At 70.5% G+C, this 22,916-nt stretch carries 25 protein-coding genes; 11 read left to right on the plus strand and 14 right to left on the minus strand.

Annotated features, from left to right (window positions below):
* Positions 1–26: 26 nt before the first annotated feature.
* The 14 genes from A3G1_RS0124080 to A3G1_RS41900 form a co-directional block, all read right to left on the minus strand.
* Positions 27–2,930 carry a LysM peptidoglycan-binding domain-containing protein gene (locus tag A3G1_RS0124080; RefSeq protein WP_018352060.1) on the minus strand — a complete coding sequence of 968 codons (2,904 nt, stop codon included), beginning with the start codon at positions 2,928–2,930 and terminating at the stop codon, positions 27–29.
* The gene (locus A3G1_RS40160) at positions 2,930–3,496 is read right to left on the minus strand and encodes a hypothetical protein (RefSeq protein ID WP_157641359.1); all 567 of its coding nucleotides are present in this window, start codon (positions 3,494–3,496) and stop codon (positions 2,930–2,932) included. Before A3G1_RS40160 ends, A3G1_RS0124080 begins: the two co-directional genes overlap by 1 nt.
* Positions 3,493–3,966 carry a hypothetical protein gene (locus A3G1_RS0124090; protein WP_018352062.1) on the minus strand — a complete coding sequence of 158 codons (474 nt, stop codon included), beginning with the start codon at positions 3,964–3,966 and terminating at the stop codon, positions 3,493–3,495. The genes A3G1_RS40160 and A3G1_RS0124090 overlap by 4 nt, the downstream gene beginning before the upstream one ends.
* A complete protein-coding gene (locus A3G1_RS0124095; RefSeq protein WP_018352063.1) occupies positions 3,963–4,388 on the minus strand; it encodes a TadE/TadG family type IV pilus assembly protein in 426 nt (141 codons plus the stop codon). Before A3G1_RS0124095 ends, A3G1_RS0124090 begins: the two co-directional genes overlap by 4 nt.
* Positions 4,385–4,714, minus strand: coding sequence for a hypothetical protein (locus tag A3G1_RS36585; protein WP_018352064.1), 330 nt, complete (start codon positions 4,712–4,714; stop codon positions 4,385–4,387). The genes A3G1_RS0124095 and A3G1_RS36585 overlap by 4 nt, the downstream gene beginning before the upstream one ends.
* A gap of 76 nt (positions 4,715–4,790) precedes the next feature.
* Positions 4,791–5,003: a hypothetical protein gene (locus tag A3G1_RS0124105; RefSeq protein ID WP_018352065.1), complete on the minus strand. Its 213-nt coding sequence runs from the start codon at positions 5,001–5,003 to the stop codon at positions 4,791–4,793.
* A gap of 58 nt (positions 5,004–5,061) precedes the next feature.
* Entirely contained in the window at positions 5,062–5,253 is a 192-nt protein-coding gene (locus A3G1_RS0124110) for a hypothetical protein (protein WP_157641360.1), read from the minus strand.
* Between the two features lie 24 nt (positions 5,254–5,277).
* Positions 5,278–6,141, minus strand: a complete 864-nt coding sequence (locus A3G1_RS0124115; protein ID WP_018352067.1) for a type II secretion system F family protein — start codon at positions 6,139–6,141, stop codon at positions 5,278–5,280.
* Positions 6,138–6,998, minus strand: a complete 861-nt coding sequence (locus tag A3G1_RS0124120; RefSeq protein ID WP_026212457.1) for a type II secretion system F family protein — start codon at positions 6,996–6,998, stop codon at positions 6,138–6,140. The genes A3G1_RS0124115 and A3G1_RS0124120 overlap by 4 nt, the downstream gene beginning before the upstream one ends.
* 2 nt (positions 6,999–7,000) lie before the next feature.
* Positions 7,001–8,305 carry a TadA family conjugal transfer-associated ATPase gene (locus A3G1_RS0124125; RefSeq protein ID WP_018352069.1) on the minus strand — a complete coding sequence of 435 codons (1,305 nt, stop codon included), beginning with the start codon at positions 8,303–8,305 and terminating at the stop codon, positions 7,001–7,003.
* Complete coding sequence (locus A3G1_RS0124130) at positions 8,302–9,036, minus strand: hypothetical protein (RefSeq protein ID WP_018352070.1); 735 nt, start codon at positions 9,034–9,036, stop codon at positions 8,302–8,304. Before A3G1_RS0124130 ends, A3G1_RS0124125 begins: the two co-directional genes overlap by 4 nt.
* Positions 9,037–9,042: 6 nt before the next feature.
* Positions 9,043–9,714: an SAF domain-containing protein gene (locus A3G1_RS0124135; protein ID WP_018352071.1), complete on the minus strand. Its 672-nt coding sequence runs from the start codon at positions 9,712–9,714 to the stop codon at positions 9,043–9,045.
* Positions 9,715–9,756: 42 nt separating this feature from the next.
* Positions 9,757–10,635: a hypothetical protein gene (locus A3G1_RS0124140; protein WP_018352072.1), complete on the minus strand. Its 879-nt coding sequence runs from the start codon at positions 10,633–10,635 to the stop codon at positions 9,757–9,759.
* Complete coding sequence (locus A3G1_RS41900; protein WP_157641361.1) at positions 10,626–11,177, minus strand: hypothetical protein; 552 nt, start codon at positions 11,175–11,177, stop codon at positions 10,626–10,628. The genes A3G1_RS0124140 and A3G1_RS41900 overlap by 10 nt, the downstream gene beginning before the upstream one ends.
* A gap of 480 nt (positions 11,178–11,657) precedes the next feature.
* Between A3G1_RS41900 and A3G1_RS36590 the strand changes: the two genes are divergently transcribed.
* The 11 genes from A3G1_RS36590 to A3G1_RS0124200 all read left to right on the plus strand — a co-directional run bounded on the left by A3G1_RS36590 (position 11,658) and on the right by A3G1_RS0124200 (position 22,905).
* On the plus strand, positions 11,658–11,978 hold the full coding sequence (locus A3G1_RS36590; RefSeq protein ID WP_245563584.1) for a winged helix-turn-helix transcriptional regulator: 321 nt from the start codon (positions 11,658–11,660) through the stop codon (positions 11,976–11,978).
* 13 nt (positions 11,979–11,991) lie between these two features.
* Positions 11,992–12,732, plus strand: a complete 741-nt coding sequence (locus A3G1_RS36595; RefSeq protein WP_157641362.1) for an A24 family peptidase — start codon at positions 11,992–11,994, stop codon at positions 12,730–12,732.
* A gap of 30 nt (positions 12,733–12,762) precedes the next feature.
* Positions 12,763–13,068: a hypothetical protein gene (locus A3G1_RS0124160; protein WP_018352076.1), complete on the plus strand. Its 306-nt coding sequence runs from the start codon at positions 12,763–12,765 to the stop codon at positions 13,066–13,068.
* 7 nt (positions 13,069–13,075) lie between these two features.
* Positions 13,076–13,786 (plus strand): hypothetical protein, encoded by a 711-nt coding sequence (locus tag A3G1_RS0124165; RefSeq protein WP_018352077.1) that lies wholly within the window; start codon positions 13,076–13,078, stop codon positions 13,784–13,786.
* Positions 13,787–14,235: 449 nt separating this feature from the next.
* Positions 14,236–14,784 (plus strand): hypothetical protein, encoded by a 549-nt coding sequence (locus tag A3G1_RS38985; protein WP_157641363.1) that lies wholly within the window; start codon positions 14,236–14,238, stop codon positions 14,782–14,784.
* A 130-nt stretch (positions 14,785–14,914) separates the two neighbouring features.
* Complete coding sequence (locus A3G1_RS0124175) at positions 14,915–15,850, plus strand: hypothetical protein (protein WP_026212462.1); 936 nt, start codon at positions 14,915–14,917, stop codon at positions 15,848–15,850.
* Positions 15,851–16,027: 177 nt separating this feature from the next.
* Positions 16,028–17,341 (plus strand): hypothetical protein, encoded by a 1,314-nt coding sequence (locus A3G1_RS0124180; RefSeq protein WP_018352080.1) that lies wholly within the window; start codon positions 16,028–16,030, stop codon positions 17,339–17,341.
* A complete protein-coding gene (locus A3G1_RS0124185) occupies positions 17,338–17,871 on the plus strand; it encodes a hypothetical protein (RefSeq protein WP_018352081.1) in 534 nt (177 codons plus the stop codon). The genes A3G1_RS0124180 and A3G1_RS0124185 overlap by 4 nt, the downstream gene beginning before the upstream one ends.
* Complete coding sequence (locus A3G1_RS0124190; protein WP_018352082.1) at positions 17,868–18,470, plus strand: hypothetical protein; 603 nt, start codon at positions 17,868–17,870, stop codon at positions 18,468–18,470. Before A3G1_RS0124185 ends, A3G1_RS0124190 begins: the two co-directional genes overlap by 4 nt.
* Positions 18,467–21,547: a coiled-coil domain-containing protein gene (locus A3G1_RS0124195; RefSeq protein WP_020539682.1), complete on the plus strand. Its 3,081-nt coding sequence runs from the start codon at positions 18,467–18,469 to the stop codon at positions 21,545–21,547. Before A3G1_RS0124190 ends, A3G1_RS0124195 begins: the two co-directional genes overlap by 4 nt.
* Positions 21,544–22,905 carry a hypothetical protein gene (locus A3G1_RS0124200; protein WP_157641364.1) on the plus strand — a complete coding sequence of 454 codons (1,362 nt, stop codon included), beginning with the start codon at positions 21,544–21,546 and terminating at the stop codon, positions 22,903–22,905. The genes A3G1_RS0124195 and A3G1_RS0124200 overlap by 4 nt, the downstream gene beginning before the upstream one ends.
* The last annotated feature ends 11 nt before the right edge of the window (positions 22,906–22,916 follow it).

Here is a 22,916-nt window from a genome sequence, read left to right on the forward strand (position 1 = left end):
GCGTGATGGTTTCTCCTGGGCAGAGCTCATGGCGTCGCAGGCGTCCGGGACGCCAGGCCCGCCAGGAGCCGCTCGGCGAGTTTGAGGGTCTCCTCCTCCGGGTCGGCGTCGATGTCGGACAGGGCCGCGGTGACCGCACGGCGCAGCGCCCTCACGGCGTCCGCCTCGCCGAGGGCTGCCCGCTGGCGCATCGCGCGCCGGTAGGTGTCCTCGGCCGTCGGGTCCAGTGCGATCGCCGCGTCGAGCAGCCCGGCGGCCTCGGCCGGGCTGGTGGTGGCGAGCAGTTCGGCGAGGGCGATATGAGCGTCGAGGGCCTGGCGGGTGATCTTGGTGCGGTCGAGGTCGATCCAGTCGATGTCGAGCCCGTCGGCGAGGGGCCCGCCGTAGGCGGACAGCGCTTCGCGCAGCGCTTGCTCGCGGGCGGCGTCGTCTGCGGCCTTGGCGTAGGCGGCGAGTGCGTCGCGCATGTGGAGCAGGTCGATGTCGAGTTCGTCGCGGCGGAGCTGGTAGTGGTGGGCGGTGCGTTCCAGGTACATGCCGGGCCCGCAGAGCCGCCGCAGGTACGTGCGCAGGTTCGACGAGATCGTGTTGAGCCGGTGATGAGCGCTGGTGATCTTGGCATCGGGCAGCAGGTCCTCGATCAGGGTCTGCTTGCTGGCCCGGCCGTTGTTGGCGGCGAGGTAAATGAGGAGTTCCTTCGCCTTGGCGCGCAGGCTGTCGCCGTCGGGGACCGGGTCGATGCCGGGTGTGATGTCGAACCCGCCGAGTACCTGGACGCGGGCCGGCTGGCCGACGCGGGGCTCACGGCGAACCTCGGCGGCAGGCTCGTGCTCGACCGGCGTCTCCGCCGTGTCGTCGTCTGCGGGTGCCTGCGGCACATCCAGGCCGGCCTTTTCCTCGTCGTGGCCCAGCTCGGCCGCCGGATCCGGCTCAGCCTCGGGGTGCTGCTGGGGCTGGCCGGTGGTCGCCTCGGCCAGCATCCGCAGCAGGTCGGCGGTCTCGGTCTCGTCGAGGACGGCCAGGCGGCCGAGGTCAGCCGGGTGCTTGCCGTCGGCGGGGAGGCCGTCGGGGCGGGTGGTGGTGCCGTCGTCGGCGACGGTGACGGTGTGCCCGGCCGGCCAGTCGCCGAGCAGGATGCCGTGCAGGTCGAGACGCCGGCCCTGGGTGAGCAGGGCCGCCAGGCGCGCGGCGGCGTGCGGGGCGCTGGCGTCGGCGATCAGCACGACCGGCGGCATCGGCTCCTCAACCGGGTCGGCCGCCCGGACGCCGGCGACGTCGTCGGCTTCGTGGTCATAGACCAGGCGGCTGCGGTGCAGGGCCGTGGTCTCCAGGATCTCCAGTGCCGTGTCGAGGTCGGAGGCCACCGTCAGCCGCGACGTGCCGGCGATGTCGACGGCGCTGGTACCCAGCAATGTGGCCAGGGTCGTGGCCGGGATGACGACCCGGGAGTGGCGGTGCGGGTCAGCGACGTCGCCGTTGGCCAGCGTCGCCGCCAGCAGGCCGCGGGCGGCGGCGTGCGCGCCGGGCCCGGCCAGGCCCAGGCCGGCCGGAGACCACGCGGACGTCTGCTCGCTGTCCAGCGCCGGGGTGACCGGCCGCTCGACAGCCACCTCGGCCATCGGCTGCGCCTCGCCGGCAGGGCGCTCGGTGTCGGCGGTCATGGTGCTGGTGGTGAGGGCGAGGGGTTTGGGTCCGGCGAGCATGGCGCGGCGGACCTGCCCGACGGTCTTGGGCAGCGGGCGCAGGTCCGGGTCAGTGTCGCGTGCCGTTGGGGTAGGCGGGAGCGGGGTGTAGCGGCGGCGCCGGTGCGCCCATACCGCCGCCGCAGCGGCCAGGACGGCGCCGGCCAGTCCCAGGTCCATCCACGAGCTGCCCGTCAGCGTCACGCCGGGCCTGCCGTCGTCCTGCTTGTGCTCGGCGCTGGCCGGTGACTCCGCATCGTGCGTGGCCGCAGCCGCAGGTGCCGCGGACGGGCTGGCCGAGGGAAGAGGAACGACTCCGTCCACACCCTGTGGATAACCCGGCGTCACCGCCGGCGGAGTGACAACAGGCGGCGGGGCCGGAATGTCAGCGACCGGCGGAGGCGGCGTCTCGGCCTGCGGGGCCGGCGCGGGAGCTGGGGTTGCTGTGGATCCGGGGGCGACGGCGTCGGCGGGCAGGGTCAGGACCCAGCCGGCCTCGATGTGCTCGCCGCCGAGCATCCTCCCGGAGGCGTCGTAGCGGTCCTTGTTGAGTTCGTAGATCTCGCCGTAGCGGTGGCCGTCGCCGAGGCATTTCTCGGCGATGCCCCATAGGGTGTCGCCGGCCTGGACGGCGATGGTGTGCTGCTGGCCTGCGATGTCGACGGTCACGGTGCCCGCTGTCGCGGCTACCGCGAAGCGCGGCAGATCCGCCCTGACCGCCTGCTGCATCTGCGGGCCGGCCTCTTCGGCCTGCTCGACAGAGGTGCCGGGAAGCACGAACGACGCGGGCCCTGCGGCCTGGGCTTGCTCGGGTGCGGCGACGACCGCGACGGCGGCTGCGGCCGGTGCGGGGGTGGTGGCGGCCATCGCCGCGGCTGGGGTGGCGAGGACGCCTGCGATGAGGGCTGCGGCCAGGCCGCGCATCGGTGAGAACGAGGCGCGGGAGCGGGTGCGGCCGGACAGCAGCGCGATCGTCTCGACGAGCAGGCTGTAGCACCAGGCCGCCCACACCAGCCACAGGCAGATGACGGCCAGGCCGATGACGGTCTGGTCGGTGAACCCTGCGGTGAGCAGGTCCTGCCAGCCTGAGGCGGTGGCCGGCACGTCCGGCAGCGGGTTGCCGAAGAACGTGACGAGACCGGCGGGGACGCCGATGGTCATGCCGACAACGGCCGCGAACGCCGCGAGCCTCCGTAGCCCGGTGGCGACGGCGGCGAGCGGGCTGCGGCGGTAGGGGTCGCGGGCCATCACGGGGTCCCTCCGGTGGTGGGGCTGGCCGACGCGGTCGAGGTGACCTGGATCGAGGATTTGCCGAACGCCGACAGCATCGGTGTGCGCTGGGTGCTGGTCGCGGTGACCTGGACGGTCGCGCCGGTCACGGTGACGGTGCCGGTAGCGCCCGCCGAGGCGAGGTAGCGCCGGGCGGCTTGCTGCGCGGCGCCGGGGTTGAGCAGCAGGGTGCCGTGGGAGCGGTAGGCGGCAAGGTCGATCTGCTGGGCTCCGGCGCGGGCGGCCTCGGCGGCCACGTCGTAGCCGCGGGCCCGGGCGGCGAAAACGTTGCCGCCGCCGATGAGGACCGCGACCATCAGCACCACGATCATGCCGATGTAGGCCATCGTCACGCTCACCGCGCCTGTGTCGGAACTCCCCGGTGCCGCAGGGCGCAGCAGCCGAGCGGCCCCGTCGAGGTGCGGGCGCTCGGTGTTCGGTGGCTGGGGCATGGATCCGTCCTCCGGTACGGGATCAGCGCCGGGCAGGACGCCGTTGCTGGCGCGGCCGGCGTTGAGCCGGCCGGAGAACCCGAGCCTGCTCATCGCGGCCACGAGCTGTTCAGGACGTGCACGGCGCCGACGGCGGCCATGCCGAGCACGCACAGCACGACGGTCACCCCGACCCCGGCCAGCCACCGGTGGGCGATCGTGCTGCGTCGTTCGGAGCGGGCTTTCCACAGTCCGCTGCGGCGGCGCCGCTCGGCGCTGTCGACCTCACGTAGCCACGGCTCTTCGACGGCGGGTTTCCGGGCCCGTTTCCGTGCGCGCACGCGGCGGCGGGCCTTGGTGACCTGGTCGTCTTCCCAGCGCTGGCGGTCGGTGCGGGCGTGTGCCCACTGGTCGGCGCACAGTGCCTCGGCCAGTTCCATGACCGGCCACAGCTGCGGGTCGAGAAGGTCGAGCGCGCACAGCGAGGACGGGTCGGCACTGGGGCGGGGGGTGGAGCCGTGGCTGCAGATGACCGGCGGCTCGGCCGGGGTGAAGCGCGCCCAGTTGGCTGCGAGGGTGTTCATCGGTCCTCCCTGTGGCCGAGGGCGACGCCGCGGTAGACGTCGAGCGGGCTGGTGGCAGAGGCGGTGATGTCGAGGCTGCCGCCGAGGCCGACGCCGGTGAGGCCCCGGGTGGAGACGGTGCAGGTGACGGTGACGGCGACCTGCCCGCCGCGCTGGAAGGACCCGGTGTTCACGGCGGCGGTCACGCGGGCGCAGCGGGAGTCGAGGTTGGCGTGCGCGGAGGCGATCGCCGCGGCCTGCGCGCCGGCGGGGCTGCGCTGCAGGGACGCGGCGCGGGCGGCGGAGCCGGCGGCGGAGCTGACGGCGATCTGGCCCCGGGAGTAGTTGAAGCCGCCGATCAGCAGGAACAGCATCAGCACGACCATCGGCACGGCGATGGCCATCTCCACCGACACTCCGCCCCGGTCCTCGCGGCGGTTCATGGCACGAACCTTTCGGTCGGGACCACGACGGTCACGTCGATCGGCAGCGGGATGCCCTTGGCGGTGCCGTGGATGACGACGGTGGTCTCCACAGCTCCGCGGGTGACGGTGACCTGCGGGTCGCGGACGGCTGTGCCGCCGAGCTGGGCGAGGAGTTCGCGGGCCTGGTGCTGGCCGGCGGCGGGGTTGCCGCCGACGACGCGGGTGGTCTGGGCGGCGCGGTCGGCGGCCGACTGGGTCGCCAGGTAGCCGATGCCCCACAGCACGCCCTGGGTGAGCGCGGACAAGATGATCACGATCATGGGTACGGCGATCGCGAACTCCACGCTGGCTGCTCCCCGATCGTCACGGCGATCGGGGAGTCGGGGCTTGAGGCTGCGGGGCATCGGCTCGGTGTGCTTTCTACTTGCCGTCGCCGAAGAACCACTTCTCGGTCAGGTCCTTGATGCCGAGCTTGTAGGCGCCGAACAGCAGGAGCGCGATGGCGGCGGCGGCGCCGATGCCGATGGCGACCTGGATCGACTCCGCGCCCTGGTCGTCGGTGTCGCGCAGGGTGGCCCAGCGGTCGGCGGCGTCGGCGGCCAGGGTCAGCCGCGCGTGCACGTTGTGGATCATGGATTGTCTCCTTCAGGGGTGTGATCACTTGCGGGGTGGGCGGCTGCCCAGTCGGGTTCTAACCGAAGGGGTCGAACCCGAGAACTACGTAGCCGAGCGCGTACGCCAGGCCGGTGACGACGCCGAGGACGCCGCACAGCAGCATCAGGCGCTCGGTGCTGGCGAAGGGGATCAGCAGCCAGTCGTGCCATCGCGGCTCGTCGCGGGCGGCGGGCATGCCGTGTCGGCTGGTGGTGGTCAGGTCGGTCATCGCTTCGCTCCGGTTCACGGGGTCTCAGGGCTGCATTCCGGCGATGCCGGGGTAGATCAGGAACAGCAGGAACACCGAAGTCAGGAGCATGAGCGGGATCGACATGCGGGTCGAGGCCGACTCCGCCCGGGCCTCCAATTCGGCGGCGAGGCGTTCGGACAGGGCATGGCCGCGCTGGGTGAGGGCGGCGCGGATACGGGTGCCCTCGCCGGAGGCGAGCTGCAGCGTGGAGGCGAGCTGCTCCAGCTGCACCACGCCGGTCTCACGCCCGAGATCGCCGAGAGCCTGGTGCAGCGGTGTCCGGGTCGCCCGGGCCGCGGCCAGGGCGTTGCGGAGCCTGCGGGCCGCCCAGCCGGAGGAGATGCGGGTGGAGTCCATCAGCGCCTGCTCGACACCGGCGCCCGCGGCCAGGGCCGGGGGGACGACGTCCAGGAGCGCGGCGAGGGTGTGGCGCATCAGCAGCCGGCGTTCCTCGGCCTTCTCCTTCAGCGACGACTCGGTGATCCACACCGCGACGGCCGCCAGGAGCACGCCGAGCCAGATCGGCACCGTGAAGCTGATGCCGGCGCCCATCAGGTTCATGATCGCGACGGTCGCGGCGGGAGCCAGCAACGCCATGAACGCAACCGACGCGAGGCTGCCCAGGTACTCGATCGGGTCGCGCTCGCAGATCGCCAGGTCCGTCATGGTCTGCTTACGGGGCAGCCCGAAGCGCGTCAGCGGCGCTGCGAGGCTTTCCTCCAGGCGGCGCTTGCGGCTGGCGGGCGGGGCCGGGGCGCGGTAGATCGCGGCGATCGCGGTCAGCAGCGGCGGGCGGGCCGGCCACAGCCCATAGGCGATCAGCAGCGCGCCGAGCCCGAAGCCGAGCCCCAGCAGAAGGATGCTCATCCGACAGTCACCTCCGGTTCGGGGGTGAGGATGCGCGGCAGGTCAGTGACCTGGCCGGCCTTGACCATCCACATCAGGCAGCCGCCGAAGCAGGCGCCCACCACAGCGAGGACGAACTGGCCGAGGACGGTGCCGTAGGGGCTGAGGAAGTCGCCGACGAAGATCGACATCAGCAGGACGGTGCCGAGCACCACGGCGATGACGATCCGGGTCGACGTCTGGGTGGAGGCGCGTTTGGTCGCGATGCGCAGCCGGGCGGACACCTGGTCGCGGGCGGCCTGCCCGACGCCTTCCAGTCCTGCGGCGATGTCGCGGGCCTGATGCTGGGCCGCCTGCAGCAACACGTTGCAGACCAGGTCGGCGGTCGGGTCGGCGAGGTCAGCGGCGAAGCCGCGCAGGGCCTCGGGAAGGCGGACGCCGGTGCGGATCGCGAAAGCCAGCCGGTCCAGCTCGAGGCGGATCTCCGGCGGGCCGATCAGCGCGGTCGTGAGGATCGCCTGCTCAATGCCCGCGCCGGCCCGCAGCGTGCCGGTTAGGTCTTCTGACCACGAGGCGATCGCCTCCATCCGGGCCATCCGCGTCTTGCCGGCCCGGTCCGGGCCGAGGACCCGCGGCAGCGTCCACGCGCCGACACCGGCGAGGAGAGCTGCGACCGGCCAGCCGGTAGCGACGCCGACTAGCACCGCGACCGCGCCGGTGACGCTGAGCCGGACCACCGGCAGCGGGCCGCGCGCCCGCAGACGCTCCGCCAGCCCCGGGCCGCGTTCGGCGGGGGCGGCGGGGCGGCGCAGGCCGGAGACGACCAGCAGGACACCTGCGGCGACGCCGATGCCGAGGATCGCTGCGAGGGGGCCCATGGTCACCACCCCTCGATCTGCTCGGGCCGGAACCCGGCGGCGACCAGCTCGTCGAACGTCGCCGAGCGCAACGGTGCGGCGGGGACGGCCCGGCGGTCGAGGCCGGGCTTGAACAGCTCGTTGGAGATGACGTCGGCGCCTTCGTGGTGCAGCACCTCGCGGATGCTGGAGACGACACGGCGGCGGTCGCCGGACCAGTCCAGGTGCACGACGAAGTGCACCGCGCCGGCGATCAGCGGCGCGGTCGCCTCGAACGGCAACCTCTCCACGGCCTGGGCGGCATACGTCTGCAGCCGCACGAACGCCTGCTTCGACGAGGAGGTGTGGATGGTGGCCAGCGAGCCGTCGTTGCCCTGGCTCATGGCGTTGAGCAGCGGGATGACCTCGCCGCCGCGGGCCTCGCCGAGGATGACCCGGTCCGGGCTCATCCGCAGGCCCCACCGCACCAGTTCGGCCTGGTCGATGGCGCCTTCGCCTTCGATGTTGGCCTCGCGGGCCTGCAGGGCGATGCAGTCGGGGTGGTCGGGGTCCTGGTCGAGGGCGAGCTCGTCGGTGTCCTCGATGGTGATCAGCCGCTCGTGCGGCGGGATCTCCCGGGCCAGCGCCCGCAGGAAAGTCGTCTTCCCGCTGTTGGTGCCGCCGCAGATGATGATGTTCTTGCGCGCCTTCACCATCGCCGAGAACAAGCTGATCATGCCCGGGGGCATGACGCCCTTGTCGTGGGCGAGCTGCTGCAGCGACGTCTGCAGGAGGGTGTGGCGGCGGATCGACACGCTGGGCTCGCGGGAGAGCATGGTGGCGAACATGCGGGATCCGTCGGGCAGCCGAACGGACACCTTCGGCACGCCGCGGTCGAAGCGGCGTTCGTCGGTGCCGGCTCTGGCGGCGATGTCGCGGATCAGCTCGATCAGCTCCTCCGAGCTGCCCGCGACCGGCGGCACCTGTTCTTTACGGCCGTCGACGCGGGTCACCCACACGGTGCTGCCGTTGATGAAGATGTTGGTGATCGATTCGTCGTCGAGGAGTGGCTGGAGGCCGCCCATGCCGATGAGGGAGTCGGCGATCGCCTGCGCGATGGCTTTCTCCACCGGCGGGGCGAGAGCTGCCCGTCCGCCGGCGAGTTCGCGCTGGGCGTGCTCGTCGAGGACGGCCTGGATGACGGTGTGCACGCGCTCGGCGCGTTCCTGCCCGCTGGGGGCGACGCCGGCCGCGGCGACGCGGCGGGCGACCTCGGTGCGCAGCGCGGTGGTCAGCGGATCCGTGCCCGCCGACCACGACGTGGCCGGGTTGGTGAGGGCCGCGGTCATCGGCTCGCTCCCGTCCGAGGTGCGGCGTGCCGGCCGGCGGGCGCGGCCAGGTCCGCGGCGAGGGCGGCGAGCTGCTTGGCCAGGCGCATCGACTGCCAGAATCGCGATGTCGTCCGGCCGGACAGGACACCGGCGGTGTTCTCGTGCCAGGACAGGTGCGCGTGCACCTGCAGGCCGTAGGAGTCGGAGATCTGCCGGGCGGTGTAGGGCCCAGCCCCCGACAGGACCAGGCCGAGGCGTCCGGCGGTGGAGTCGATCAGCCACGGCAGGCGCGCGGCGAGCTGCGCCTGCTCGTCGACGGTCGGGCGGATCACCAGCAGCAGCAGGTCACTCGCCGCCGCCAGGACCAGGCCGGGGCCGCCCTGGGTGAGACGGCCGACGTCGGCGATCACCGGATGCCCCGCTTGCGCGAGGACGGTCCGGCTCGCAGACGCCAAGGCTGTCGCCGCGGCGGTGGCGGTGTCACCGGGCGGGGCGAGGACCGCGTGCGCGCCGATCCCGGCGAGCTGCTGGGCGTGGTCGGCCAGGCTGGTGTGGGTGCCGGTGCGGCTGGCAGCGGCAAGTGTCGTCAGGCCCGGGTCGACGGTGCCGGCGAAGCGCGCCGCGAGGTCACCGCCCGCAGGGTCCGCCTCGACGAGCACGGCCTGCCCGCCCGGCCACAGCGCCGTCAGTCCGACCGCGACGGTCGTGGCCCCAGGGGAGCCCTTGAGGGATCCGATCGTCAGGAACATGGCCGTCTACCGCCCGGCGCCGAGCTGGACGACGGACACCTCGCCGGAGGCGGAGGCGATCCGGGGAGCGTCGTTGACACCGACGAGGACCGAGACCACGGTGGTGCCGGTCTGGTCGGCGGCGGCGTGCACCTCGGTCACGGTGCCGTCGGCGGCCACCACACCCGCGGCACCGCCCTGACCGCCGGGGCCTCCGGCGGGGACGACGAACACCGACACCTTCGCCCCGGCGGCAAGGCCCGAGGGAATCCGGCCCGGCTTGACCGGCAGGGCAACCACCGACTGCCCGGCCGGCGGCCAGGCCGCGGCACCCAGCTGTCCCGGCGCGAGCAGGGCGCCAGCGGCGACCGGCACCGACACCGTCTGCCCGACGACCGAGGCGCGCTGGGCGGCCGGCAAGGTGGCGACCTCCGAGCTCGCCGCCAGCTTCACGACCTTCACGTCCGCATCGGTGACCGTCTGCCCGACACCGAGCGGGCGGGCTGCGGCCAGCACGGGAACCCGGGTGTCGAGGGCCTTGGAGGCCACGACGCTGGCCAGCACGCAGACGAGCACCAGGCCCGCGCCGAGCAGGATCCGGGGCATGCTGATCCGCCGGGTCGCGCCAGCGCTCGCGACGCCGGGAATGCGCGTCTTGTCGGCTGCTGTGGCCGTTTTCTGGGCAGGCTGTGCCGCCATGGGGTACCCCCGTGCGCTTTCAGATCGAAGAGGTGGAAGGGACTACTGGTTGAGGGCCTGGGACTCGTTGACCGTCAGCCGCACCTGCGACGAGGTCGTCATCGCGGGCGCTGTGCCGCTGGTCCCGCCACCAGCCCAGGAGATGTTCCAGGTCACGGTCGCCGTCAGCGTGTAGACGCCAGCTCTGGTGTAGGTATGCCCGCAGGATGTGGAGGCTGCGCTCGGGTCGGTGCCCGGCGTCCACGCCGCTCCCGGCCCCTGGCAGGTAACCGTTCCGCCGTCGCCTGTCGTGAGCGTCATCGTCACCGGCTTCGCGATCGCGGTGACCGCGATGCCCCCGGCTGACGCGGTGGCCGGCTGCGGCTGCTTCCAGGACGAGGCGTCCGCCCAGATCCACGTCGGCACGTGCACCAACTGCGGGAGGTTCACCTTCGGGCTCGTCGAGATCGTCAACGCCGGGAGCGTCAGCCGGGCGATAGCCTGCTCGGCCAGCTGGGCCGGGGTGACCTGTACCGGGTCTGGGATGTAGTTCCAGTAGCCCATCTGCTCCCGGCCCCACGGCGCGGTGCAGGTCCGGAAGTACCAGGCACCGGCTGGCGCGCCTTCAGGCTTGGGGAACGGGGCATCGCTGCTCGGGCCGTCGTAGTAGCAGCCATCGGACCCGAGCCAGCCTCGGCCGGGGATCGAGCAGGGCACGACCGTGCCTGCCGGGTCCTGGCACTCGCCGGAGCCTGATCCGCCTCCGCCACCGTTCTTGCCGTCACGGCCGGGGAGGGTGACGGTCACGATGCAGGTCGGGCTGGAGGGGTTCTGCTGGCAGTTGACGGGGTCGCCGAAGTCAGCTGCTGCCGGGGCGCCCGCGGTGACGGTCGCCGCCAGGGCGGCACCGGCCAACAGCAGCGCGGCGAGTCTTACCCGCATGTGCCCACCTCACGGAGGGCAAAGTCGGTGACCTTCCAGCTGCCATCGACGGATTTTAGGGTCGCGGTCAGGGCGCGCTTGCCGCCCGGAGTGTCGCGGTACGGCGAGCCGTCCGCCTTGTACAGCTCGGTCTTCGAGGTGTCGACGCAGTCGCTGACCGTCGCCGCAGTCAGATTCCCGCCCGCGCCAAGTCCGCCCACGCTCGGTTGCAGAGCGACGTCGCCACGACCGCGTAGGCCGGCGTCCGCTGTCTGCTTGATCGCCTTCGTAATCAGCGCGAGAGCGTTGTCGGAGGCGAACCGCGCCAGATCCGGCTGCTGCGGGTCGGCCTGCTGCAACCCCTTGACGTACGCCGCCCACATGCCCCGGTAGGCGTCCTCCGCCTGCTTGCGGGCGACGGCCACCGGGTCAGCGGATGCCGAAGGTGTCGCGGCAGTGCTGGGCTTGCCGTCCGGCGTGTCCGCCGAGGTGCCGCAGGCGGCCAGTGCCGGCAGTGCGCCGATCACTAGTACCGCAGTGGCCAACTTGAATGCTGTACTCATACCTCACCCCGTCTGAGCTGCGAGTCGGACCAGTAGAGCGCACCGACCCCCAGTTACCGCAAGTGCACTAACTGCGGTGAGCTGGCACGGCATCCGGGCCGACGAACCAAGGCAAATCGGATCTCTGCATACATACCATCCGCGCTTTGCAAGGGACTGGTAAGCGGTGTCCGATTTTCGTTGCCCCAGTGCTGAAATATTGCTCTGCGTAGTGTCCGATTTTCCGAACCATTCGTAGGACCGTGCTCGAACCAATCGGCCGACGGCAGCGTGGAGTGGATTTCGGGAATGGGGGCCGGAACGCCGTCGCCGGCGAGAATTTCCCAAACAACTCAGGCGACGGAAAACTGCTCGCCGAGGCGGCAATTCCCTTGGGCTCTCTGGGGTGCGAGAAACATCTCCCTATGCGTATCTGTGCAGGTCAGATAGAGTCTGCGGCGCTGAGTAGCCTCGCTCGGCGAAGTCATGGGGGAGGTGCACATGCATGTCGTGAAATCAAATCGCAGCCCGATGCTCGATCTGTGCGGGCGGCGGCACGCGATGGAGATCCTGGCTGAACTCGCCGCCGGTCCGGCGCGCTACACGAGCGTGAAACGTGCATTGGATAAGCCTCACGCGAGGACGCTGACCGACACGCTGCGTTACCTACAGGGTGAGGGGCTCGTCGTGCAGTCGGAGTCGGTGTACGCGCTGACGGAGGCGGGCGTGGCGCTGGTTGCGATCCTCGCGCGGCTTCAAGCCGATCTGGACGCCTGGCACCGCGAGCACGGCCAGGTCCCCTTCCAGCTCCAGGCCGCGTAGCCGCGACACGACGATGATCTTCTCAGTCATGCTGGTCGCCGTCGGCGGGCTGTCCGGCGCGCTGTCGCTGCGGGTCGCTGCTCGCTGGTCGGTGCCTGCGGGAACGCCGGTGCGGGCGGCGTGCGCCGCGTGCGGGGCCTCCTTCGCCGAGGGCTGGCGCGGCTGGGTGGCGTTCACCTCCTGCCCGGGCCGTTGCCGGCCCGCTGCCCGCGACACCGCGCTCGCCGTGGCGGCAGGGATGGCGCTCGGGGCACTGCTGGGTTGGCGCATGCGGCCGGAGGCCGCGCCCGAGGCGCTCCTTGCGGCGGCGTGGTTCGTCCTGCTGGCCGCCGGGCTGATCCTCGTCCGAATCGACCTCGCGGTCCGCCGCCTTCCCACGCCGATCGTCTGGACGGCCACAGCCGGTTGCCTGCTGCTGGTTGCCGCAGCTGCCACGACGGCGGGCTCAGTCCGCCTGCTGCTGGCAGCTATCGCCGGCGGCGCCATCTACGGAGGGGTCTACCTGCTGATGGCCTGGGCCAGCGCCAAGGCCAGGCGGGCGCGGATCGGGCTCGGCGACGTCCGTCTCGCAGTGCTCCTCGGCACGGGCCTCGGCGCGATCAGCGGCACGGCCCTGTTCCTCGGAGCGCTCCTGCCCTACATCCTGGCCGTTCCAGCCTGGGTGTTCCTGCTTCGGCGGGGCGAGGGCCGCCACTCATTGTTCGCGTTTGGCCCGTTCATGTTCGCCGGCGCAGCCATCGCCGCCCTCACCTGACCCGCACTACCAGCTAGGAGTACCGGCACCATGACCACCCTGCCCGATCCCGTCCAGCTCGCCGAAGCCGCCAGCCAGGCCAAGGTCGACCTCGTCCGTGTGGCCGCCGAACGCCAGAACACCATCCGGGACCTCGCTGCCCGGCTGGCTGAGGCCCGCAGTGGGTACGCACCCGAGTACAAGGCCGTACTCGCCGCGTGGGGTGAGACCGAGACCAGCCGATTCGGGCTCCTCGACCCCGACAAGGTCGCCGAGGTCGCAACCCCCAAGCGTGCCCGGCCCAGCGGAACCCGCACCGTGAAGAAGCCTGCGGCCACCCCGGCCGCAGAGCAGTGAGATGAACATGGAAACGCCCGAGGAGATGGGCGGGCCGACCCCGGTCACGACACGCATCCAGGCACCCCGAAAGCTGCGGCCCACGGTCCGCCAGCTACCTGCCCTGGCGCACCGCTACGCCGCCGCGTTCCCCCGCCACGGCGACCGCGACGCCTACCGGCCCGGTCCTGCGGCGCGGTTCGCGGCGCTGATCACCCTGCTTCCCGGATGGCTGACGAACACGCTGGCCGCCGTCGGGGATGACGCGCTCCTGGACGTGCGAGACCTGTCCCGGCCAGCCCGGCGCCGGTGGGCGCTGGCGACGGTCCTGCTGCTCCTCGCAATACCGGCGATCGGTGTGTACATCGCCTACTTCGCCGGAGCGGACTTCGTCGTGATGGTGGGAGGCATCCTCACCCTGGGATGGCTGGCCTGGATCGCCTGGGGCCTCAATGCCCATCGCCGAGGTGAGCGCAGACTCGCCTCCGAGGTGGCCGCGGCCCGCCGCCTGGCCGCAGAACACGCGGTGCCGCTCGTCGAGGCTATGGCGCTCGCCGGCAACCCGGACGTCCCGCTCGCCTCCAGCAGCCTCCTGAAAGCCGTGCTCGACGAACCCGCGTGGCAGGACGTCGCGGTGCTGGCGTCACCGGCGAACCTGCGTGTCGGACGCTTCTACCAGCGGATGGGGTTCCGGCCCGTCAGCCCAGGTGCCCACCTGCTCATCCGACTGCCCGCCTGATACGCGCCCCGCGGCCGGCTCCTGCAGCGAGACGGCGCCCGCCAGCTCTCCAACACGACGCTCGCCGACCATCGGAGCCTCGGCTCGGGGGAGACGGCGAAGCTTTCTCGGGGCGGTACGGGGGATCCGCCCCGAGACAGCTTGAGCTGCAAAGATACGGCCATCATCGTTCTATCGCTACCGGCTTGCGTAAGACCTCAGACACTGGGCGGCAGACGTCAACCCAGAAGCCGATGCGTCAGCGGCTCCTACATAACCGTTCGAGCCGGGTTGCGGCCAGCGCGGACTTGCTCAAGCAGCCGGGGCTGGGTCGGGCGGGGGTGCCTCTGCCGTGGTGCCCTGCTGAGGACAGGCTCGCTCGGCGGCGCCGATGAAGATTCGGCGTGAAGGATCCCGCGTTCAGGGTGATCAACTAGACATTGTGGACGGACTACGCCTACGGTCAGGAGATGCTGGATTTCTCGCCTACGGGCTGGATTGCACTGTATGAGCCCACTGACCCGAACCGGGACCAGATTATGCCGGTGGAGTCATGGTCGGCAGACGGCCTGCCCCAGGTCGTGCACGGTAATCGGCTCGTCAGTGCCGACACAGTTGACGGGTTCGTGCGCCTGGAACGGGTGTCGCGGGTGGCGGTGGCGTTCGCAGCGGCGCCGGGCTGGAAGATCCGGATCTGGGAGAACACCGAAGACGACGCCTCTGCATTCACTGAGCCGATCGCTGCTTGGATCGTCGACGACGGCGGTGCGTTGCAGGCGGTGCCAGGCGGCACGAACGACGGATACCTGGAACCATTCGAGGGTCGGCGGCGAGCGAAGATCCTTCCTCCGGACGGACCCGCCGGAGAAGTCGGCGAGCGGCTGGCCAGCCTGGAATCGCTGGCGTTCCGGACCGGCAATCATCTCGCTTTCACCGACGAGCAGATTGCCGGGCTGTCCGCTGAGATCAAGCACCTGTCCGCAGGCGCGGAAAGGGCAGGCAGAGCGGATGGCCGGTAGGCCCCTGGATGGCCGACAACCTTCATCCCGGTCGGCCGGACACGGCCGATCCTCCGATTTCCAGGCTGGACCGTGGAGGCCGCGCCACGCCCATTGAACTGCAACAATATGACCAGGGCGGCGAATGCCAATGTCTGGCAAGAAAATGCTCGACATGGGCAAAGACACCCTCGCCGGCCTGGTTGCTGATATCACACGAAAAGCCAAGGCCGCAGACCTGCTGACCGTACCAACCACCCCGGAAGCCGAGAGTGGCTTCTTCGTCGAACTCACCGACGACGAACTCAGCGCGACACAGTTCCTCGAACTGGCCCGCGCTTCCGGCGCGCGGCTGTTCTACACCGAGGCAACCCCGTTCAGCGCCGAGCCATTGTTTTCCCACCTCGACCCCGGCGAGTACAGCGAAGAGTCCTGGTCGGCCATCGCCAAGCTCCGCGCACAGGCCGACCGCCAGACCGGCAAGATCTGCCACGTCGAACTCGCATTCGTCGCCGGATCAGTCCTCCATTCCTGGACAGCGACCCCGGACTGGTTCACTGACATCAACGAGCGGCTCACTGAACTCGAGATCGACGAGGACGGCGACGAGGACGACGACGAACCGAACGTGCGGGCCCGCGCTCAGGCCGACGCGGAAGGCCTCGCTCACCAGCTCGCAGATATCCCGGCGTTCCGGCCCATCAAGTTCCCGGCCCGCCTGACCATGGCCACCGACAGGCTGCCCGAGCTCCGGGCGCTCGCGAACACTGGCGACCCCGGCGACGCCTATGAGGTCCGGCGCGTGGTACAGCGGGCAAGCGAGCTTGTCATGGAGCGACGCGGCGCGGTGTACGAGAAACTGCGCCCGGCGTTTCCTGAGCTCGCCCAACTGCTGGCCGCGGACCCGGCCTGGGTGAACGCGGGCCGGGCGACACTGCGCAAAGAGGCCGCCGAGCTGTTCCTGGCTCGCCACGCCGATGGATATCCGCCCACGGAACTCGAGCGGGACCGGCTGATGGACATGCCACCCCTTAGGAAGCCCCGCAAGGTGCCGGAGCAGAGCCCGCCGGACTCGATTTTCGACTGAGGCCGGTACTGCCCACCAGATTTCGCGGACCCGGCGCCGCCTCGCCCTGCCTTCCGGTACGGGTACCGGTACCGGAAGGCTACGGCGGTGAACCAGGCAGGCAAGATCACAACTGCGCCACCTGCGTAAATAGTGATCACTTCGGATATGTCGTACCGTTCGGGTACGGTGCGCGGCATGGTCGAAGATGAGCCGCTCTTCCCTTTGGTGTCCACCCCGGCTGGGCTTGAGCTGCCAGAGGAGTTGCAGACGTCGTTCGAGTTCATCTCGGCGCGACGGTTTGAGTCCGCCGCAGTCGGGCGAGCCGTGGCTGTGGTGTCGCCGCTGCTGAAACATCTCCACGGTGTCGATGACAGTGACCGGGCACGTGAGACGAAGCTGACGGTGCTGGCCGTGCTGGCCGACCATGGGGGCGACGGCCTGACGTTCGTACAGATCTGCCAGACCCTGCATGGCCGGTTCACCCGTGGTGAGGTCGAAGCGGCATTGCGGGTGATGCAGGCGGCGGGCACGGTCCAGCGGGCACGGAAGAACGACACGCGGATCACGCCAACGATCCAGGCGGCGCTGTCGATCGCGCTGATGCCGACGCTCGCGGATCTCAGCGGCCACCGTGCGTTGCTGGAGATGTTCGACCGCACGCAACTCCTGGCCGGCGAGGACGTGTCAGCCCCCGTGCTGGCGGATGCGATGGTGCGGCTGCGGTACATGTTGTCGATCTACACGACCGACGCGTACCGGGTTGCCCAGACGGGTTCGGCGGAGGAAGTCCTGACGCACACTAGGGCTGATGACCACGTCCTGATCAGCCGGTTCAACATGCTCAGCGCCGCGACGCCGGAGGGCGAGCCTCTGCTGATGCGGGAATTGGAGGCGCTCAACCGGGCCGTGTACGGCTATGTGGACGCGGCGAAGGAGCTTCAGGCGCGGGTGCAGTCTTCGCGGCGGCGGCTGGCCGATGCCCGGCTGCTGCCGGTGGAGGACTACCAGCGGGCGGTGAAGGTGGCCAGCGTGGCGCGGCTGGCAGCGCTGTTCGACGGCATCTTGTTCGACACGCCGCCCTCCTGGGTCGATCCGGAGGTGGTGGAAGAGGTCACGGCCATGGCTGTCGGCGCCGCCCAGCCCGTGGTCGTGCCGGAGCCGGTGTCGGCGGACGGCGAGCACATGCCCGCTGCGCTGACGCTGCTGGAGCGGTGGCGGCTGCGCGCCGACGAAATGCTGCTGGCCGACGGGGGCGAGGTGGATCTGGTGACGGCGCTAGCCCCGGAGCCTTGGCCTGGACCGGCCGTGGTGGTGGCGGAGTTCGTGGCGTTGTCGCTGGCCGATAACCGCTACCACCTTGACCGGTCGGGCGTCGCATTGGCGATTTCGGCGGGCCGGGACGCAACCATCCTGAGCCCCGGCACGCTGACCTTCGGCAAACGGCCGATCCCAGCTCAGCGGGAGCTGCCCGACGACCAGCCCATGACGGCAGACGGGGTTGTGGCGTGACCGGCGGCGATCGCAAGGTGGCGATGGTTTTGGCTCTGGCCCGTCTGGAAGGGGCCGCCGAGCTGGGCGGTGCTGACCTTGCGGCCGTGGAGGATGCCGCGGCGGCGATCGGCCGGGAGGTATCGACCGTCGAACAGCCCTGGGGCAGTGCGGTGGCGCTGGGGTGGCCGACGGCGTGCGACCCTGAGCCGCTTGCCCGCCGGTTCACTCGCCGGGAGCTTAGTGAGTCTGCGGTGCGCACCTTCTTGGCGGCGTATGCCATGCTCACCGACCCAGCGACCCCCGATGTCACCGCCGTGGCGATCGTGGACGTGTCCGCTCGCTGCGCCCTGCTTTTCGGGCCGAGTACTCACACCGTCTCGGCGCTGCGGCGGACCCTGCAGGTGGCCCACCTGCTCACCGAGGCGAATCCGGGCGAGCTTGCCCTGGGGCCGGCGGCATTGGCCTGGGACCGCTACGACCTGGAGCGCATGGAGGCCGCAGCCACACGACTGCGGACATCGGCACTGTGGCGCGGGGAGGACGTGTGAGCGGGGCTGCGGAGGAAGAACTGCGTGAGCTCGCACGGCTGCTGGAGGCTTCCGATGCCCCGATGTCCCCAGCAGCGTATCCGCTGCTGGGCGACGAGCAGGTCCGAGCCGAGCTGGCCGTGCGGCTGCGCGCCGCGGGCCGACAGCTTGTGGAAGTCCGTGCGCCCGGCCAGGGCGGCGCGATCGAGGGATATGTGACCAGCTGGGACGATGAGATCGCCGAGGCGATCCTCGCCGCCGGACGTCAACCCCTGCCGGTGATCGACCAGGCGGTGCTGGCCCTTGTGCTGCTGCAGTCAGTGATCATCCCCCAGGCAGCCGGGATGGCATCCCCGCACGGGTTCCGTGCCGGGTTACCGGTGAACGCCCTCGCGCTGCGCCAGCCTGGCCCGGACGGCCAGGGAATCGACGTCGCCGACATCGACGACGCCCTCAAACGGCTCCGTTCACGCGGCATCATCACCCGCGACAACCGGCCCGGGCCGGCCTTCCTGCGGCTCAGCTCGGTCCAGCAAGCCCGGCTGTGGCAGAACCTGCTCCGCTTCGCCCGACCCGCCTTCGGCGGCCACACACCGCCCGCACAGGAGACGACCGCATGACCGACGCCTTGTTCTCGACTCCGCCGGCGAAGGCCGACGGCCTGCTCGATGGCAGGCTGCTGCAATCGGTGCAGCTGCTGCGCATCGCACGCCACACCGGCCACGTCATCCGCATAGCCGGCGGCGGGCTGACCGTGCTGACCGGCCGCGGCCCCGGAGGCGCCTCGAACGGGGCGGGAAAGTCCACGGTGGCCGAGTCGCTGCTGCTGCTGTCGGCCGACCGGCAATGGACCCGCGGCGGCGCCGGGGCCAAGGCCATCGGCATGCTGTTCAGTGAGAAAGACGCCCAGCAGCTCACCGGCAGCCTCGGCAACGCTCCCCACGGCTACATCGTGTCGTTCTGGGCTCCAGCGGACCGGCCGGCGTCCGCGCCGGTGACGGTATGGATGCGCGTGCAGAGGGAAGGAACCGGTCCCAAACTCCAGGTCCGGGTCGCCGAAGGCGAGCGGTTCGCCCGCGGCAACAGCGAGCAGGAGATCCTAACCTCTGCAGAGCGCATCTGGGAGGAGCTGAGAGCCACCACTACCTCCTACACCCCCGACAAGTTCGGGCTTGCTCTCTTCGGGTCGGCGCCTGGCAGCATCGGCTACGTCCGCAACCGTGGCGCCGACGACACCCCTGACACCGGCCTGCTGTCGATTGTGGACGGCCGAAAGTTCCACCCGGCGGCACTGGCCCGTGAGCTGATCGACTTGTGCGGGCTGACTGACCAGATCAGCCTCGAGCAATCCCACCGGCGCGCCCAAGCCGAACTCGACGCGCAGCTCGCCGCCGAAATCACCGACGCCGAAAGGCAGCACTCCTTCGAAGAGATCCGCCTCAACGACATCAAAGCCCGCGCGAGAGCACGCGAGGCCCGCACGACCGCTGAAGGAACCTGGAAAATCTACCTGGCAGCCGGGGTCCGTTACTACACCACCGAGCACGCCAAGCTCACCAGCCAGATCGACGCAGGCGGCTCCAAGCTCACCAGCCTCCGCGAACGCCGCGATCAGCAGCAGCGTATCGCCGACGGCACCGACCTGCGCGAAGCCAGCCGCATGGTGGCCGAAGCCAAAACCGGCTTCGAAGCAGCCCAGAAGACCCACACCGCTACCACCCAGGAATCCGCCAAAGCGGACATGCGCCTGTCGACAACCCGGACCCAGCTCGCGAAACTTGCGCCTGCGCTCGCCCTGGCGGGGACCACCACCACCACCGAGGCCGCCCAGCGCGTGCAAGCAGCACAAGCCGCGCGCGATGCCGCCATGGCCGGCAAACACCACACCGATACCCTCCTTTCGCGGGCACGCCAGGAACACGCCGCAGCAGCCAAGGGTCTCGACGGCGCAGCCGGACAGTACAAGGCCCGGCTGGCCGGCCACGGCATCAGCGCGGTCCCGCTGTCGGACCTCCTTGACCTAAGGGACGATCAGCGCGATCACTGGGAACCGCGGCTGGCACCGCTGGCCGACGCGGTCACGATCGGCAGGGACGATCTCAGCCGGGCGCTCGAAGTGCTGGGTGACCAGCCAGGAGCCGTCCTGGTCACCATCGACGACGCCGACCCTTCCCGCATTCCCGCCCGCCGTCCAGGCGGAGCCGGCCAGCACCCGCTCGACGCCCTGCTGGACGACCTGGCTCGCCGCTGGCAACCCGCCTCACCCGCGGCAGTGCAGGACCTCAGCGCTGGAATGGTCATTCTTGGTGGGTTCGACAAGCCCCAGACCGGGCGGGCCGCGCGCCTGGCCGCGCTGCAGGCACGGGTCCAGGAACTGGAGGCGGCAGCTGGCACGGCGAGCGCGAAGCTGTCCGCGGCCGAACAGACACTGGCCGCCGCAAGCAGGCTTGCCACCGCTGTGAAGCAGGCCGCCCAGCACAGCCAGCTCAAGGACGAGGAGTCTGAGCTGGCAGCCACGGCGGCAGCCCTCCAGGACAAACTCGCCGCCGAAGCTGAGGCTCTGAACACGGCACAGGGAGCACACGCCACCGCCGCCGGGCGTCTCCAGGCGCTCACCGGACAGCGTGAGTCCGCCCAGAAGGAAGTCCGCCGGATCGATGAGGAAATCGAGCAGACCGGCAAGGCACGCCAGCTCGCCATGCAGGCCCGCAGTGGACTACCCCTGGAAGAATTCCGCGTCGCGTTCGCCCGCCAGGCTGGCACCGGAGCTGACCCCGACCAGGTCCCTGGATCCGCGTCTTCCCCTCACCGCGCCCGCACGCAAGCAGCCCGCGAACTGCTGAGGACCATCGACCTGCTGCCCGACCTCGGCTCTGCCGGCGACTCCCCGCACGGCGCACAGCTGCTGGCGCTGAGGGCCTGGTGTGAGAACACTCCCGACGAGGAGACCATCACCGACTTCGACACCCATGCCGGGCCGCTGGACACGTGGCTGAAGCTGCGCAGCGCCGGCGACGAGGCTATCGCCGCCGACATCGCAGCCGTGCGCGCCGAGCGCGCAGAACACCTCGCAGTCGCGGCCCAGCGCAGCAGCCAGAACAAGGCCCTCGCCCGCACCGCCGAGGAAAACGCCAAGAAGATCATCCGGGCGAAGTTCCGCGACGTCGAACAGCAGCTGCAGGCGATGTGGCAGCGGGCCGGCAGGCACGCGATCAAACTCAAGGTCTCCGAGGGCAAGCCAGCCAGCCCAGATGAGCCCATCACCTGGCAATTGGGCATCACCTGGCAAAACGCCCGCGACGTCCCTGCTCGCTCCTACGGCGACAAAGCCAATACCGCCGAATACGTCCTCGTCCACACTCTGCTGGCCGCCTCAGCGCTGTCCAGCATCGCCAACCCCCGCGGCCGGCTCATAGTCATCGACGAGTTCGGCCAGAACCTCGACATGGTCAACATCCCGGCCGTCGCCGACGTCCTCAAGCAGATCGCCACCCAGTACCAGATCACCATCGTGCTCGCCTGCCAGGATGTCGCCGCCCCGCTCATCGCCGAGTACTGCGACGTGCTCATCGAGGTTCAGCACGTCAGCTCCGCTGAACCCCTCAACCGCCCGCCCATGATCACGGCCGGTCCCGCTCACCCCGAACTCATCCACCTCCTCGCCGACGCCTGGCGGGTCGGCAGGCCGCTGCTGTGAGCGCCACGGACCGCAGACCCGTTCTGCCTGCCGCCGAACCTGTCGAGATCGCAGGAGTTCCGGACGGCCTGGCCGCGTATCCCTTGCGGCTCTGGAAGGTCGATGCCGAAGGCGAGCCCACCGTCCCCGCAGATCACCGGGTCCGAGGCCTGCATCTACGCCCGCCCCGGCGCCCAGCTGAGCCCGATGTCCAGGCGTTTCTCGCCGAGCATCCGCAGGACCAGGCGATCGCCCGTGCGGGATGGGGCACGCTCAAGCGCCGCCAGCCGGCAGCCGCGTGGGATATCGCAGTCAGGCTCGCCCGAGCTGGTGTCATCGACCTGGTAGCGAAGCTGGACCCCGGCAACTCCGCGGCTATCGGAGCTTTGACGAAGTGGAGGCTCACGCAGCCTGCCCTCGATGTCCTCGCTGAGCAAGCCTCCGGCCGGAGGGAGGTTTCGGCGCGCACGGTGAGCCTGGCCGCCGAGGCGGCCGACCGGCTCGCACAATCCTGCCTTGATGCCAACGCCGCAAGTCTGGTCCAGGCACTGCGCCGCCTCGCCGCTGAGGAGCGGCCGTCACCGACAATTGCGGCGATCCTGGCCGCCTCGGCCGAAGCCATCATGACCGGTCAGCTCTACGCTGGTGGAAAGGCGTTCAGCCAACGCCACTTCGCGGACTCCAAGGCCGTCGACGCCGATAGAGTCCTCGAAGCCGCCGGCGTCGAACCCGCCATCCGCCAGCAGCTGGGGATTTACCGCTACGGCGACATCAGCATCGCCGGCCCCATCACCATCAGCAACCCGGCCGACCCCCTCGCACGCGCGAGCCTGCGTGGCTTTCCCGGCCCGTGGACAGTCCCCGCTGACCCCAATGAGATCGCCCTGTCCTGCCACGGGGCACCGCTAGTAGTGATCGAGAACAAAGATCCCGCACAGCACCTCAGCCGCACCCGCAGAGACCTGGCCATCTGGTTTCTCGGTGGCTACAGCGGCCCCACCCAGCTACACATGCTCGCCGCCCTGGCAGCCACGGCTACCACTACCGTCGTCATCACAGACTCCGACCCCCACGGTGTGAACATCGCCGGCCAAGTGGTGACAGCGATCCCCGACGCCCGCCTGATCGACCTCGGCGAGCATCCGCACATGCCCAGAAGCAGGCCCTACGACGCGACTCGAGCAGCACAGGTGCTGAAACCCATCCTCGACACCGAGGACTCACCCGAGCCCCTGCGCTCATTTGCCCAAGCTGTACTCAGCCGCGGATACGAAGTCGAACAAGACGACGTGACGGCACCAGTCCTCGACGGCCTCCTGCCTACGCCATACACGGTGCAGACGAAGGTCGAGCGACCAGAACATCTGGGCCTCCCGTAGCGAAAGGGCCG

Source organism: Longispora albida DSM 44784 (assembly GCF_000379825.1).
GTDB classification, from domain to species: Bacteria; Actinomycetota; Actinomycetes; order Mycobacteriales; family Micromonosporaceae; genus Longispora; species Longispora albida.

Excerpts from the sequence above, each read along its gene's own strand:
- A3G1_RS36590 (WP_245563584.1), top strand. The coding sequence starts at position 11,658 with ATGCATGTCGTGAAATCAAATCGCAGCCCGATGCTCGATCTGTGCGGG.
- A3G1_RS0124135 (WP_018352071.1), bottom strand. The coding sequence starts at position 9,714 with ATGGCGGCACAGCCTGCCCAGAAAACGGCCACAGCAGCCGACAAGACG.
- A3G1_RS0124110 (WP_157641360.1), bottom strand. The coding sequence starts at position 5,253 with ATGACCGACCTGACCACCACCAGCCGACACGGCATGCCCGCCGCCCGC.
- A3G1_RS0124080 (WP_018352060.1), bottom strand. The coding sequence starts at position 2,930 with ATGGCCCGCGACCCCTACCGCCGCAGCCCGCTCGCCGCCGTCGCCACC.
- A3G1_RS0124180 (WP_018352080.1), top strand. The coding sequence starts at position 16,028 with ATGGTCGAAGATGAGCCGCTCTTCCCTTTGGTGTCCACCCCGGCTGGG.
- A3G1_RS0124195 (WP_020539682.1), top strand. The coding sequence starts at position 18,467 with ATGACCGACGCCTTGTTCTCGACTCCGCCGGCGAAGGCCGACGGCCTG.
- A3G1_RS0124130 (WP_018352070.1), bottom strand. The coding sequence starts at position 9,036 with ATGTTCCTGACGATCGGATCCCTCAAGGGCTCCCCTGGGGCCACGACC.
- A3G1_RS36595 (WP_157641362.1), top strand. The coding sequence starts at position 11,992 with ATGATCTTCTCAGTCATGCTGGTCGCCGTCGGCGGGCTGTCCGGCGCG.
- A3G1_RS40160 (WP_157641359.1), bottom strand. The coding sequence starts at position 3,496 with ATGAGCAGGCTCGGGTTCTCCGGCCGGCTCAACGCCGGCCGCGCCAGC.
- A3G1_RS0124125 (WP_018352069.1), bottom strand. The coding sequence starts at position 8,305 with ATGACCGCGGCCCTCACCAACCCGGCCACGTCGTGGTCGGCGGGCACG.
- A3G1_RS0124090 (WP_018352062.1), bottom strand. The coding sequence starts at position 3,966 with ATGAACACCCTCGCAGCCAACTGGGCGCGCTTCACCCCGGCCGAGCCG.
- A3G1_RS0124160 (WP_018352076.1), top strand. The coding sequence starts at position 12,763 with ATGACCACCCTGCCCGATCCCGTCCAGCTCGCCGAAGCCGCCAGCCAG.
- A3G1_RS0124165 (WP_018352077.1), top strand. The coding sequence starts at position 13,076 with ATGGAAACGCCCGAGGAGATGGGCGGGCCGACCCCGGTCACGACACGC.
- A3G1_RS0124095 (WP_018352063.1), bottom strand. The coding sequence starts at position 4,388 with ATGAACCGCCGCGAGGACCGGGGCGGAGTGTCGGTGGAGATGGCCATC.
- A3G1_RS41900 (WP_157641361.1), bottom strand. The coding sequence starts at position 11,177 with ATGAGTACAGCATTCAAGTTGGCCACTGCGGTACTAGTGATCGGCGCA.
- A3G1_RS0124140 (WP_018352072.1), bottom strand. The coding sequence starts at position 10,635 with ATGCGGGTAAGACTCGCCGCGCTGCTGTTGGCCGGTGCCGCCCTGGCG.
- A3G1_RS0124105 (WP_018352065.1), bottom strand. The coding sequence starts at position 5,003 with ATGATCCACAACGTGCACGCGCGGCTGACCCTGGCCGCCGACGCCGCC.
- A3G1_RS38985 (WP_157641363.1), top strand. The coding sequence starts at position 14,236 with ATGCTGGATTTCTCGCCTACGGGCTGGATTGCACTGTATGAGCCCACT.
- A3G1_RS0124175 (WP_026212462.1), top strand. The coding sequence starts at position 14,915 with ATGTCTGGCAAGAAAATGCTCGACATGGGCAAAGACACCCTCGCCGGC.
- A3G1_RS0124115 (WP_018352067.1), bottom strand. The coding sequence starts at position 6,141 with ATGAGCATCCTTCTGCTGGGGCTCGGCTTCGGGCTCGGCGCGCTGCTG.
- A3G1_RS0124120 (WP_026212457.1), bottom strand. The coding sequence starts at position 6,998 with ATGGGCCCCCTCGCAGCGATCCTCGGCATCGGCGTCGCCGCAGGTGTC.